At 66.0% G+C, this 13,379-nt stretch carries 13 protein-coding genes; 1 reads left to right on the forward strand and 12 read right to left on the reverse strand.

All coding sequences use genetic code 11. The features are described 5' to 3' along the window. Positions 1-602: 602 nt before the first annotated feature. From ACK543_RS07555 to ACK543_RS07610, 12 genes are all read right to left on the reverse strand, one after another. Positions 603-1,352 (reverse strand): class I SAM-dependent methyltransferase, encoded by a 750-nt coding sequence (locus ACK543_RS07555; protein WP_409942236.1) that lies wholly within the window; start codon positions 1,350-1,352, stop codon positions 603-605. A 51-nt stretch (positions 1,353-1,403) separates the two neighbouring features. Beyond that, a complete protein-coding gene (locus tag ACK543_RS07560) occupies positions 1,404-2,753 on the reverse strand; it encodes a hypothetical protein (RefSeq protein ID WP_409942237.1) in 1,350 nt (449 codons plus the stop codon). 315 nt (positions 2,754-3,068) lie between these two features. Further along, positions 3,069-3,887, reverse strand: coding sequence for an alpha/beta fold hydrolase (locus tag ACK543_RS07565; RefSeq protein WP_409942238.1), 819 nt, complete (start codon positions 3,885-3,887; stop codon positions 3,069-3,071). Between the two features lie 274 nt (positions 3,888-4,161). Next, positions 4,162-5,145, reverse strand: a complete 984-nt coding sequence (locus ACK543_RS07570) for a ParB/RepB/Spo0J family partition protein (protein WP_409942239.1) — start codon at positions 5,143-5,145, stop codon at positions 4,162-4,164. A 24-nt stretch (positions 5,146-5,169) separates the two neighbouring features. After that, complete coding sequence (locus ACK543_RS07575) at positions 5,170-5,418, reverse strand: hypothetical protein (RefSeq protein ID WP_409942240.1); 249 nt, start codon at positions 5,416-5,418, stop codon at positions 5,170-5,172. Further along, positions 5,415-5,960: an RBBP9/YdeN family alpha/beta hydrolase gene (locus ACK543_RS07580; RefSeq protein WP_409942241.1), complete on the reverse strand. Its 546-nt coding sequence runs from the start codon at positions 5,958-5,960 to the stop codon at positions 5,415-5,417. Before ACK543_RS07580 ends, ACK543_RS07575 begins: the two co-directional genes overlap by 4 nt. 34 nt (positions 5,961-5,994) lie before the next feature. Next, complete coding sequence (locus ACK543_RS07585; RefSeq protein WP_409942242.1) at positions 5,995-6,807, reverse strand: ParA family protein; 813 nt, start codon at positions 6,805-6,807, stop codon at positions 5,995-5,997. 33 nt (positions 6,808-6,840) lie between these two features. After that, positions 6,841-7,455 (reverse strand): LysE family translocator, encoded by a 615-nt coding sequence (locus ACK543_RS07590; protein WP_409942243.1) that lies wholly within the window; start codon positions 7,453-7,455, stop codon positions 6,841-6,843. A gap of 3 nt (positions 7,456-7,458) precedes the next feature. Further along, positions 7,459-7,986 carry a hypothetical protein gene (locus tag ACK543_RS07595; RefSeq protein WP_409942244.1) on the reverse strand — a complete coding sequence of 176 codons (528 nt, stop codon included), beginning with the start codon at positions 7,984-7,986 and terminating at the stop codon, positions 7,459-7,461. Between the two features lie 51 nt (positions 7,987-8,037). Next, positions 8,038-8,730 carry a 16S rRNA (guanine(527)-N(7))-methyltransferase RsmG gene (gene rsmG, locus ACK543_RS07600; RefSeq protein WP_409942245.1) on the reverse strand — a complete coding sequence of 231 codons (693 nt, stop codon included), beginning with the start codon at positions 8,728-8,730 and terminating at the stop codon, positions 8,038-8,040. Next, positions 8,727-10,727, reverse strand: a complete 2,001-nt coding sequence (gene mnmG, locus ACK543_RS07605; RefSeq protein ID WP_409942246.1) for a tRNA uridine-5-carboxymethylaminomethyl(34) synthesis enzyme MnmG — start codon at positions 10,725-10,727, stop codon at positions 8,727-8,729. The genes rsmG and mnmG overlap by 4 nt, the downstream gene beginning before the upstream one ends. 230 nt (positions 10,728-10,957) lie before the next feature. After that, complete coding sequence (locus ACK543_RS07610) at positions 10,958-12,241, reverse strand: SGNH/GDSL hydrolase family protein (RefSeq protein ID WP_409942247.1); 1,284 nt, start codon at positions 12,239-12,241, stop codon at positions 10,958-10,960. A 276-nt stretch (positions 12,242-12,517) separates the two neighbouring features. Between ACK543_RS07610 and ACK543_RS07615 the strand changes: the two genes are divergently transcribed. Next, on the forward strand, positions 12,518-13,123 hold the full coding sequence (locus tag ACK543_RS07615) for an NADPH-dependent FMN reductase (protein WP_409942248.1): 606 nt from the start codon (positions 12,518-12,520) through the stop codon (positions 13,121-13,123). Positions 13,124-13,379: the final 256 nt, after the last annotated feature.

Consider the following 13,379-nt stretch of genomic DNA (forward strand, 5'->3'; position numbering starts at 1 on the left):
CTTTGAACTTGAACCAGCCGTTCGGGCTGAGCCTGTCGAAGCCTTGCGCAGAGCTTCGAACCGCATCAACGCATTCAAGTTGGTTGATGCCGACTCAATAAAAATGGACCGCTGCGGTCGATTTGCAGCCGACGATTTCCAAGTCCGACAGGCTCCTAGCGCTGCTGTCGGGGTGCCAGGCAAGGCGCGACGACGCGGCAGGCTCGTGCCTGCAAGGAGAAGCAACGCCGCATGGCGCTCCAAAAGCGGTGCTGGCAAGTGCATAGCGCTATCACCCCAAAGGTGAGTCTGCGAAAACAACGCAAGGCTCGAGTCCACGCGGTGTGCGGCAAGATGACAAGCGGTCAACTGCCATTTTTAGGTTGAACCTAAAAACGGCAGTTGGATGCATTTGCCAGCGCTGCTGTTGGGGCGCCAGGCAAGGCGCGACGACGCGGCAGGCTCGTGCCTGCAAGGAGGAGAAACGCCGCATGGCGCTCCAAAAACGGTGCTGGCAAGTGCATAGCGCTGTCACCCCAAAGGTGAGGCTGCGAAAACAACGCAAGGCCCGAGTCCGTGCGGTGTGCGGCAAGATGACAAGCGGTCAACTGCCGTTTTTAGGTTCAGGGATTCGGTACCGCGACCAGGGGCATGCGGTAGAGCCACACGACGCGCCCTCCGGCGGGACGCAATTGGGCGCTGGGCAGCACGCCGGGCACGGCAAACTCCAGGCTGACCAGCCAGGCACCCGGCGCCAGTTCGGCCCGCGCCTTGGCGGCGGCGCGGGCCATGCTTTCGGGGCGCTGGAACAGATACACCATCTGGTAGCCGCTCCAGTCGGCCGTCCACATGTCGGCCCGGCGCACGCGCGCCCAGGGGAAGCGCAGCGCGCACAGCAGGCGCAGGGGCCAGCTCCATTCCAGGCCTTCGAGTTGGGCTGCCGGGTACGCGTGCCGCAGCGCCATGAGGCCGTCGCCCAGGCCGCTGCCGGCATCCAGCACCCGCGCACCCGGCGGCAGCGGCGCCTGCCCGGCCAGCGCGTGCAGCGCGTGGTGCGGCGTGGGAAACAGCGGCGCATCGCGCCAGGCGTTCAGGGGGTAGACCAGTAGCAGCAGCCCCAGCGGCACCAACCATGTCCAGGCGGGCAGGCTGGCCGCCCCGAGCAGCGCCAGCGACAAAGGGAACCCGGCGGCGATCAGAGCGCGCTGCCACCAGGTGTCGCCCAGCACACTGGCGGCCGTGCCCAGCAGGCAGGCCAGCACCAGAGCGCCGATAGGCGGCACCGCCACGCGCTGCAGCGCCACGAAGATCAGCCAGGCACAGGCCCATGTCGCCAGCGCGGGCAGGGGCCAGGGTATGCGCGGGGCCAGCATGGTTCAGGGCCTGCTCAAACTTGCCATCGTTGTGTGAACCGGCCCGGGGTGTCAGCGGCCCAAAATGCCGCGCAACAGATTAAGGGGGTTGACCACATTGCCTGCGTCGGTGCCAGCATCGCCCGCCGGCGGCTGACCTGCGGGCGCGCCGCCCATGCCGCTGGAGTAAGCGCCGGTGCCCCCCGACGGAGCCGGCGGGACTGCGCCCCTGCTGCCTCGGCGCTCCTGCGCCTCTTCGCCCAACATGGCCATGGTGTGCGACTTCACGCGCACGCGCACCGACCATTCAGGCTCCCACGCGGCTTTGGGGTCGGTCGGTCGGGGCGGGTGCACGATGTAGCTCTCGCCACCGTAGGCCATCATGCGCAGCATGGGCGTGGCATCGCGCCCGCCGCCCGCAAAGATGCCCTGGGGAATGGCGCATTGCGTGGTCTCGGGTGGCAGCAGCACACGCTCCTTGAGCCAGCGGTCGATGGTGGCCGGCGAGAGGTAGTCGAACAGGCCCATGCCGGTGTCCGGCGTTTCGGCGCTGGACCACATCACGAGGTCGTCTCCGATCTGCGACAGGGCATGCAGGTAGTAGGCACGCGCATGGCGCACGGGCTGCCAGCTGGTGCCCATGCTGTCGGGCAGCTTGCCGGTGGTGCGCAGGTCGATGGCGGGCATCAGATCTTGCGCTGCGCCCAGCGTGAATTTCATCGAGGCAGGCACGCCATCGCCGTGCACCTGATGCTCGCCCACCACCGAGCTGTCCCGCGATAGGCTCACCCGGTTGCGTTCGTTGGGGTACAGCGCATAGGCGGGGCCCACACGCGGGCCGCGGTCGGGCACGGCACGGCCGGCGAAGGCCTGGGCAAAGTCCAATGGCTTGGCACGCGCCAGGTCGATGACGCGGGGCTGGCCCGCAGGCACCGTGGCACTGCATCCCCAGTACAGCAGGATGCGGCCCTTGGGCTGTTGCTGCTGGTATTCCTGCGGCACCTCGCCGGGCTCACTCTGGGTGGGCTGGGCGCGCGGCGGAATCAGCGGCAGGGATTCGCCCATGCGCATGCCCGGCGGGATGGACTGGCTGGCCTCGACGCCAGGGCGCAGGCTGTTGTACAGGGCGATGTCGATGACCCGCGGCGGCATGATGGACATGGCGCGGGCGTTACCGTAAGCCGTGTTGCCGCTGCCGCCCATGCCACCTATGCCGCCCATGCCACCCATGAGGCCGCCGAGCATGCCCCCGCCGCCGGGCAAGCTGTCCATCTCGGGCATGCCGGCCATGGTGCTGGTGGACAGATCCATCCACAGCTGCACCTTGGGCGCCTTGGTGGTTTGGGCGGGGGCGCCCAGGCTGGCGATGCACAGGGCGGCTGCCAGGCAGGCGGGGGGCAGAGAGCGCAAAGGAGTCATCATCAGCTTCGCTCCAGAACATCCATGGATCACCCGGCCATCCATCGTCGGCCACCAAGCAGCACCGCCGCCGCTTGGTGAGAGCTTGCGGTCAACCCGGGTGTGTTGAACGCAGCGCAGTGCAGGCACCGCAGCCCGCATTCTGCCCGCGCAAACGCCGTTCGGAAACCGTTGGCGTGCGCTATTGAGTCGGCATCAACCAACTTGAATGCGTTGATGCGGTTCGAAGCTCTGCGCAAGGCTTCGACAGGCTCAGCCCGAACGGCTGGTTCAAGTTCAAAGGTGCCGACTCAATAAGTCACCGATCGGCAGGGCGGCTCAGGGAGCGACCGCGGTCTTGATCCAGGCAATGATCTCGTCGCTGGCCACCCGGGGGGTGTCGAGATGGCCGCCGGAGACTTCCAGGTATTGGTTCTTCGGGTTGGCGGGCAACTTGTCGACAAAGTAAGTCTTGATCGCGTTGAACAACGGGTCTTTCTGGCCAACGACCGTCATGACCGCCGTGTGAGCCGGGATGCGGGGCGCGGTCACCGACATTTCGGCATCGGACGCCGGGTCAAACCACGACAGGTAGTCCCTGGCGGTGGTCACTACCGTTTGCTGGCGCCCCTGATTGATGTCGCTGAAACGTTCACGCGAATCCCCTTTGCCTGCAGCGACCAGCGCGCGCGCTTCGTTGATGCTGTCATGCACCGGCTTGCCCCAGGGCTGCGTGTAGTAGCCGACCGGAACATGGCCGGGCGCCAGCAGCACCAGCGCATGGACATCGCCGCCGCGTGCCGCATGCGCCATGCCTGCGGGTGAGCCCATGCTGTGCCCCACGATCACGATGTGGGTTGCGCCCTGGTCGCGCAGGCTTTTGATGTGGCCTGCGATCTCGGCCATGGCTTTGTCGAGACTGCCATCCAGATAGCGCCCGCGCGACCACGGCATGTCGGGATAGAGGACCAGCCAACCCTGGCGTTCAAACAGGCCCTTCAGCGGACCGAAATAAGGATCTTGGTTGTTACCCGGATTTTTGCCATGCAGCATCAGCACACCGATGCGGCCCTGCGCTGCGGCTGGCAAGGCAACCAGGCCCGCACCCAGCGTGGCTGCCGTGGCCAAAGCATGACACAACAGGAGGCGACGCAGCATGGGGCCTTTCTTGCTGCCGTGGCGCAGCAACCGTTCATGGATGGGGCTGGGCTCGGGGGCGAACGTGAGTGTACGAAACTAAAAAACGGCCAAGGCCTGTGGGAGAGGTTCCTGAAGGGAGCGTGCGAACCGCCTGTCCCAACACACCAAGGCCGCGGGCTTGCACGGGCCACGGGCCTGTCGCGACCATGGCCCTGCCCATCGGATGCCGCCACCAAAGATGCCGCCCACCGCAGCGCTCTGTGCCGCAAGCGCGGCCACTGGCGCTGGCGTGTTACCCCCGCAGGCGGTCGATCAGGCCGTTCAAGGCCTCCAGCGACCCGAACTGGATCGCCAGCTCGCCCATGTCTTCCACCCGGCCATGGCGCTTGACGCGTTTTTTCACGCGCACCTCGACCTCGGCCATGAGCAGGTCTGAGAGTTCTTCTTCCACGCGCTTCAAGTCGCGCGACTTTTCTTTCTGGGGCTTTTGAGGCACCAGGCTGAACTCGGCCCCGATCTTCTTGACCAGCGCCTCGGCCTCGCGCACGGACAGCTTCTTGGCCGCGATCTGGTTGCCGGCCGTGATCTGCGCGGCGCGGTCCAGCGCCAGCAGCGCCCGGGCATGGCCCATGTCGATGTCGCCGGCCATCAGCATGGTCTGCACCGGCTCGGCCAGGTTCAACAGGCGCAGCAGGTTGCTGGCCGCGCTGCGCGAGCGGCCCACGGCCTGCGCGGCCTGCTCGTGCGTGAGGCCGAACTCGCGCACCAGGCGCTGCAGGCCCTGCGCTTCTTCCAGCGGGTTCAGGTCTTCGCGCTGGATGTTCTCGATGAGCGCCATGGCCGCAGCGGCCTCGTTGGGCACGTCGCGCACCAGCACCGGCACCTCGGCCAGCCCCGCCAGGCGCGATGCGCGAAAGCGCCGCTCGCCCGCGATGATTTCATACAACGGCCCCGTTTCGCTGAGGGCACCCATTGCGGAGGAAGGCCCCTGCGATGCGCGTTCCTGTCGGCGCAGCCGGGCCTGTTCGTCGTCGAGGCGACGAACAAGAATCGGCTGCATGATGCCCTGCGCCTTGATCGACTCGGCCAGCTCGTACAGCGCGCCCTCGTCCATGCGGGTGCGGGGCTGGTACATGCCGGGCACCAGCGCGCTCAAGGGCAGCGTGCTGGGCAACCCGGCCTCGGCGGTTTGGGCCTGCTCGGCCTTGTCTTCGACCTTGGGGCCCAGCAGTGCTTCGAGGCCGCGGCCGAGGCCCTTGGGTTTTTTGGTGACCATTGCAACAACTTTCTCTAACGATATTCAGGATTGGCGCCGCCGGCGACCCCGCCACAAGCGCAGCCAAATGCCCACGGCCAAGGCAAGCAGAACCACGGCCAGCGCAATCTGCCCCAGCACACCCACCACCACGGCGCTGCCTGGCAAACACCACGACAGCACGGCCAGCGGCACCTCTGCCCAGCCCGGATCGACCCGCCTGGGCGGCTGCGCTGGCGCAACCGGCTGCGCTGAGGGCGCGGCCTGCCTGCGCCAAAACGCCCAGCGCGTCATGCAGCCCCGCCTGTCAGCGAACGCAACCAGCCGTGGCCCTCGTCCCAGTCGCCCAGCCCGGAGTCGGCATTGATATGCCCACGCTCGCCGTAGTCCACAAACCGCGCGCCCCAGGCACCGGCCAGTTCCTGCGCACGGTCCACGCTGCAATACGGGTCATTTTGGCTGCCCACCAGCACTGCCGGGAACGGCAGCCGCTGGCGCGCGATCGGGGCCCAGCCATGGATCTGCGCGGCCAGCTCGGGCTGCTCAACATCCCCGGGCGCCACCAGCAATGCGGCCCGCACCCTGGCCGCATGGCGCGTGTGCGCGGCCCACCAGGCCGTGAGGATGCAGCCCAGGCTGTGCGCCACCAGCACCACGGGGCCATCCGCATCGGCCACGGATTCTTCCAGGCGTGCCGACCAGTCGCCGCGCAGCGGGCGCATCCAGTCGTGCTGCTCTACGCGGCGATAGCCGTGCAAGGCCTCCCACCGGCTTTGCCAGTGCCCGGGGCCAGAGTTCTGCCAGCCGGGCAGCAACAGGATGCTGGACGCCTTCATTGCTATTACTTTAATAGCTGCTTATGCTTGCGCATCAAGCGCGACTGGCCATTTTGACTATAGAAGTTGCCGTGGTGGGCATGCTTTTGACGCGCTCCACCATCTCGTGCGCAAACTCCACAAAAGCCTGGCTGCCCTTGGCGGCCGGGTCGAACACCACGCCCGGCAGCCCGTAGCTGGGGGCCTCGGCCAGGCGCACGTTGCGCGGGATCACGCTGTTGAACACCTTGTCGCCAAAGTGGCTCTTGAGCTGGTCGCTCACCTGCTGCTGCAGCGTGATGCGCGGGTCGAACATCACGCGCAGCAGGCCGATGATCTGCAGGTCGGCGTTGAGATTGGCGTGCACCTGCTTGATGGTGTTGACCAGATCGGTCAGACCTTCGAGCGCGAAGTATTCGCACTGCATGGGCACGATGACCCCATGGGCGCTGCACAGGCCGTTGAGCGTGAGCATCGACAGGCTGGGCGGGCAGTCGATGAGCACAAAGTCGTAGTCGCCGCTGGCTTCGGCCAGGGCGGTCTTCAGGCGCTTTTCGCGGTGGTCCAGCGCCACCAGCTCCACCTCGGCACCGGCCAGTTCGCGGTTAGCGCCCAGCACCCAGAAGCCGCATTTGTCCGACAGCACCGCCGCCTCCTTGACCGAGGCCGATTCGAGCAGCACGTCATACACCGACAGCGGCAGGCTGCGCTTGTCCACACCCGAGCCCATGGTGGCGTTGCCCTGGGGGTCCAGGTCCACCATCAGCACGCGCTGGCCCACCTTGGCCAGACCGGCAGCCAGGTTGACGGTGGTGGTGGTCTTGCCGACGCCACCCTTTTGGTTAGCGACACAAAAAATCTTGGCCATGTGGTGCTGCAGTCAGTGGGGTGAAAAATCGGGTTACCGGGCGATGGCGAGTTTGACCCCAAAGCCGATCAGACAAACGCCCGCCAGCTTTTCCAACGCGCGGCCGATGCGCGGGTTGGCGCGCATGCGCTCGGCCAGATGGTGCGTGAGCAGCACCACGATCAGGCCGTAGGCAAAGGTGAGCGCCGCAATGGTCGCCGCCATCACACCAAACGTGATGAGGCCCTGGTGGCGGGCCGGGTCCACAAACAGCGGGAAGAAGGCCATGTAAAAAACGATGGCTTTGGGATTGAGCAAGGTGATCAGCCCGGCTTGCCGGAAGTAATGGCGCGGCTGGATGTTCAGAATAGGCCGCGCGCCCGGCTTGGCCGTGACCATCTTGAAACCCAGCCAGGCCAGATAGAGGGCGCCCAGCCACTGCACCGCATGAAACGCCGCCGGATACGTTGCCAGCAGCGCAGCCACGCCTGCCACTGCCGCCCACATCAGCACCTGGTCACCCGCAATCACACCCAGGGTGGCCGCCAGACCGCCCCGCACGCCGCCCTTGCCGGTCGATGTGATGAGCGCCAGATTGCCCGGGCCCGGAATGGCCAGGAACAGCACAATGGCGGCCACAAACGCGCCGTAGTCAGCAATGCCAAACATGGTTCACCCCGCCCGCGCCCGAGCGCATTTATCCCGAAACAATTCCAGGGGAATATCCCCCAACCCGCTGATGCGACCGTCGCGGTACGTAGATGAGTACCGCATTTCGGCGGGCACGCCCTCAAAGAAGACCACCGATCCATCGCCACGATCTACGCCCTCTCTTGGGTAGTAGCTCGCTGCGGGATATTCATCTCCGACCTTGTAGTTAAACCGCGTGCCTGACGCCTGCTTGAGAATCTCCGCTACGACCGCTTTTTTGCGTCCGTCAGCCGCGCTTTCAAACTTCGTCACGATGATGACCGACGCACGTTCGACTCGCTGTTCAATCGGTAAGTCGTGCAACAGAGGGTATTGGGTGCCGATCACCTCTTGCTGCCCAGACTCCCTGGGGGCCGGCGCACTGCCAAAATAGACAGGACGGCCATCGGACCTCATAGACGAAACGTGAATCATCAGCCACGCAGCCAGTGCCACGGCTACGGAAAATCCGGCTCCAAACACAATCCCGCTCCAGAATTTTTTCAGCACGAGCCCCTCACCTTTTTGCTTGCACCCGAGGGCGCAAGTGTAATCGGCCAACTAAATGGCGAACTGCGGCCGCATCCAGACGATGCAGCGCTCCGCATCCAGCCCCGGCACGGCGAGTGGTTCCACGTGAAACACCGATGCATCGGCAGGCAGTGCGGCGATTTCATCCTGGGGGTGTTTGCCCTTCATGGCCAGCCACACACCCTGCGGTGCGGCGAGCGCGCCGCGCGACCAGGTGACGAAGTCAGGCAGCGAGGCAAAGGCCCGGCAGCTCACCACGTCAAAGGGCGCGGTCAGCGTTTCCACCCGCGCATGAATGCCGTGCAGATTGCGCAGCCGCAGCACTGCCGCCACCTGCTGAATGAACGCCGCTTTTTTGCCCACGGCATCCACGCAACTCACATCCAGATCGGGGCAGCAAATGGCAAACACCACGCCGGGCAGGCCACCGCCAGACCCGACATCCAGCAGGCGCACCGGCGCAGCCGCCCCGCCCCGCCCGGCCAGCCCAGCCAGGTGCCGACGCAGTGGCGCGACAGCCGCCAGACTGTCGAGCAGATGGTGGGTGAGCATCTCTTGCGGCTCGCGCACGGCCGTCAGGTTGTAGACCTTGTTCCACTGGTGCAACTGGGCCATGAAGGCCATGAGCTGGTCGAGCTGCGCATCGCTCAGCGCCAGCCCGAGCGCGGTCGCACCGGACTTCAGCGGGTCACGCAGGCTTTTGTCGGTGGCTGCTGCGCTCATGCCGCGACTTCGCCCTCGGCCTTGGTGGCCACGGCAGCAAATTCCCGGAAGCCCCCTTTTTTGAGGTGCACCATCAACAGCGAAATCGATGCGGGCGTGATGCCCGTGATGCGCGACGCGTGGCCCAAGGTCTCAGGCCGGTGGCGGTTGAGCACCTGGCGGGCCTCGATGCTCAGCGCCGTGACCTGCATGTAGTCCAGGTCGGCTGGCAGGCGCAGCTTTTCAAAATGGGCGGCACGCTCCACCTCGTCCTTTTGGCGGTCGATGTAGCCTGCGTACTTGGCGGCAATTTCCACCTGCTCCAGCACGGGTTCCGCCAGCTCGCCCAGCGTTTCACGTGAAACATCGGCGCTGGCGTACTTGCCGCCATCGAGCGTCATCAGGCCGGCGTAGCTCACATCCGGCCGACGCAGCAGTTCAAACAGGTTGTATTCATGCTCGATGCGCTTGCCCAGCACGCGCTCGGATTCGGCCGCAGGCAGGTTGCGCGGGTTGACCCAGGTGGCCTTCAGGCGCTCTGTTTCACGCGCCACGGCATCGCGCTTGCGGCTGAACGCATCCCAGCGCGCATCATCCACCAGACCCATGCGCCGCCCTGCTTCGGTCAGGCGCATGTCGGCGTTGTCCTCGCGCAGTTGCAGGCGAAACTCGGCGCGGCTGGTGAACATGCGGTAGGGCTCGGTCACGCCCTTGGTGATCAGGTCGTCCACCAGCACGCCCAGGTAGGCCTCGTCGCGGCCGGGCAGCCAGGCGGCTCCGAACGCGTTGGGTTCGCACTTGATCTCACGGCACTGCAGCGCGGCGTTGATGCCAGCAAACAGCCCCTGGGCCGCCGCCTCTTCATAGCCGGTGGTGCCATTGATCTGCCCGGCAAAAAACAGCCCGTGGATCTGGCGCGTTTCAAAGCTGCTCTTGAGCGAGCGCGGGTCAAAGTAGTCGTATTCGATGGCGTAGCCGGGGCGCAGGATGTGCGCGTTTTCCAGCCCGGGCATGCTGCGAACCAGGTCGTACTGGATGTCAAACGGCAGGCTGGTGCTGATGCCGTTGGGGTAAAACTCGTGCGTGGTCAGGCCCTCGGGCTCCAGAAAAATCTGGTGGCTGTCCTTGTCGGCAAAGCGGTTGATTTTGTCCTCGACGCTGGGGCAGTAGCGCGGGCCCACGCCTTCGATCTTGCCGGTGAACATGGGGCTGCGGTCAAAGCCGCTGCGGATGATGTCGTGCGTGCGCTCGTTGGTGTGGGTGATCCAGCAAGGCACCTGCCGGGGGTGCATTTGTGCATTGCCCATGAAACTGAACACGGGCACCGTGCCCTCGTTCACGCCGCCGGGCATGCCATCGCCGGGCTGCTCGGTGCACTTCGAGAAGTCGATGCTGCGCCCGTCGATGCGCGGCGGCGTGCCCGTCTTCAGGCGCCCTTGCGGCAGCCTCAGTTCCTTCAGGCGCGCCGACAGCGACACCGCAGGCGGGTCCCCCGCCCGGCCAGCGGCGTAGTTGTTCAGGCCCACATGGATCTTGCCGTCCAAGAAGGTACCGGCGGTGAGCACCACCGTGCGGCTGCGAAAGCGGATACCCACCTGCGTCACTGCGCCCACCACGCGGTCGCCCTCCACCATCAGGTCATCCACCGCCTGCTGGAACAGCCACAGGTTGGGCTGGTTCTCCAGCATGCGGCGGATGGCGGCCTTGTACAGAATGCGGTCGGCCTGCGCCCGCGTGGCGCGCACAGCCGGGCCCTTGGAGCTATTGAGGATGCGGAACTGGATGCCACCCTCATCCGTGGCCAGCGCCATGGCGCCACCCAAGGCGTCCACCTCTTTGACCAGATGGCCCTTGCCGATGCCGCCGATGCTGGGGTTGCAGCTCATCTGCCCCAGCGTCTCGATGTTGTGCGTCAGCAGCAGCGTCTTGCTGCCCATGCGCGCCGCAGCCAGCGCCGCCTCGGTGCCTGCATGGCCGCCGCCGACCACGATCACGTCAAATTCCTGGGGGTACAACATCACAGCGCTCCGGGGCCGAGTGGGCCCGTTGGTCAAAAATCCCGGCGCACGCGCAGGCTCGACAAGCCCCGCACACCGGCCCCGCTGCAGGCGCCGTGCGCGGCGCCCCGGCGGGCAACCCGGGATTTTCTCACTTTGTGCCGACCGCGTCTGTCCCCAGCGGGGCCACACACCCTGCCATGCCGTGTTTCACGTGAAACACCCTCACCGCAAAGGCCACGGCGACCGGCTCAACGAAACCGGTCGAGCGCAATGATCTCGGCCAGCCGTGCATAGCCCAGGTCATTCAGGTGCAGATGGTCCTCATCGCGGTACGCGGCCAAAATGCGCTCCGGCTCCACCGGGTCGCGTACCGCCGCGTCAAAATCGAAAACACCAGCGACTTGGGTATTGGCGCGAATCCATTGGTTGACCGCCTGGCGCATCTGCTCGCCCTGCTCTGAAAAGTACACATGGCCCTTGAACGGCGTGAGCGTGCCCAGGTACACCCGCACCCCGGCCGCCTGGGCGGCGGCCACAGCGCTCGACAGGCTGGCCATCAAGTCCGCTGGCACGGCCTTCTCGTCAGGCGTCCACGCCTGCTGAAAGCCAATGTCGTTGATCCCCATCTGGATGATGACATCCGTCACCCCCGTCATGGCCAGCACATCGCGCCGAAAACGGTCCACGCCCCTGGGGCCAAACCGGTCGTGCAGCCAGCGGTTGCCCCCCAGCCCGGCGTTGACCACCGACACAGGCGCCCCCGCCATGCCAGGGCGCAGGCGCGCAGACAGCAGGTCTGGATAGCGACGGTTAGCGCCCAGCGTTGAACCATTGCCGTCAGTCAGCGAGTCGCCAAACGCCACCACCACGCGGGCGGGCGTCGTCCGGAATACGTCGATGGCGCTCATCCAGTACGACGCCGTGATCTGGTTCTCCGCGCCCAGCGGCATGGCGGCGGCACTGCTCAGGTCGCCCGGCCCCACATGGTGCACAACGTTCGCGTACCGGTGGGCCGAAAACGCATCGGCCGCATCACGCACATACGCGCTCACGGCCACCGCCCCGCCATCGGGCACCCGGATCGACACCGCGTCGCTCCAGACCTGACCGCCCGGAGGGATCGACACCGACGCCTGCCCCTGAAAGGTCACCGCCACATCGGTCGCCACATCCACGCTGCCCGGGCCGGTGCTCAACGCTGCCCGCACCCGCGCCAGTGGCAACGGTGCCTTACCGTAGGGATTGGCGAACTGGATGCGGAACTGGTCACCACCGAGCGAAACCTGGGCGGTCTGCCGGAGCGTCTCATTCTGGAACGCCCTGCGCGCGGGCGCGGGAATGTTCAAAAACCGCACGTCTTCCTGCAAGTCGCTCAGCACAGCCGCCCAGGTAGCCACAGGCTTCGCTTGCGCCGAGCCACCCGCGTCATTACCGCCGCCACCCCCACAACCCGCCGCGCCAGCGACCCAGGCAGCAAGCACCGACAAGAAAAAGCGCCGACGGGCAGGCAGGCGGCCTGGCGGAAAGTGCATGAATGCTCCAGAAGATGACGGGGATTGATGGTCTTGTAGTCTAGGAGACTGTCGGACCTGGAAATCGTCGGCTGCAAATCGACCGCAGCGGTCCATTTTTAACCGCCTTTTTGCCCCATAGCTCAGCTATGGGGCTGCAAATTCGGCAAAAACTGTCCTCGCTCTCGCCGATTTTCGCTTTCGACGCTCCAAGTCCGACAGGGTCCTAGGGCCTCCAACGCCCCCCGCGTCCACGCAGGATTCCTGCCCCGCACCTGTGCTTCAATCACGGGCACCATGACACACCCAGCAGCCTCCCTCCTCGTCTTTGCGGGCAGCACCCGCCAGCAATCCTTGAACCGCAAGCTCGCCCACGCCACGGCCGCCATCGCCCGCGAGGCCGGTGCCTCCGTCACCGTGCTGGAGCTGGGCATGCTGGACATCCCGCTGTACAACGCCGACCTCGAAGCCCAGGGCACACCGGCCGATGTGCTTCGGCTCAAGGACATCCTGTTCCAGCACCCGGCCTGGATCATCTGCTCGCCCGAGTACAACGGCAGCTACACCGCCCTGCTCAAGAACACCATCGACTGGGCGTCCAGCCCCGTCAAGGGCCACGCTGACTGGCAGGACGGCACACGCAGCTTTCGCGGCAAGGTGGTGGGCATGCTCAGCGCATCGCCCGGCGCACTGGGCGGCCTGCGTTCGCAAAGCCACCTGGGCCCGCTGCTGACCAACCTGGAATGCTGGCTGGCACCCAAGGCCTTTGCGCTGGGCAGCGCGGCCACCGCGTTTGACGACAGCGGCGCCCTGGTGCAACCCGCCCACCGCGACCGCGTGCGCGCCGTGGTGGACCAGGTGCTATGGGCCGCGGCCCGCCTGCAACAGCCCCGCGCGGCATGACACCCGGCCACGGCACCCAAAACCCAATCAACCTAAAAACGGCAGTTGACCGCTTGTCATCTTGCCGCACACCGCATGGACTCGGGCCTTGGGTTGTTTTTGCAGCCCCACCTTTGGGGTGACAGCGCTATGCACTTGCCAGCACCGCTTTTGGAGCGCCATGCGGTGTTGCTCCTCCTTGCAGGCACGAGCCTGCCGCGTCGTCGCGCCTTGCCTGGCGCCCCAACAGCAGCGCTGGCAAATGCATCCAACTGCC

Origin of the sequence: Acidovorax sp. (genome assembly GCF_046341535.1) — a bacterium.
Taxonomy (GTDB): domain Bacteria; phylum Pseudomonadota; class Gammaproteobacteria; order Burkholderiales; family Burkholderiaceae_C; genus Acidovorax.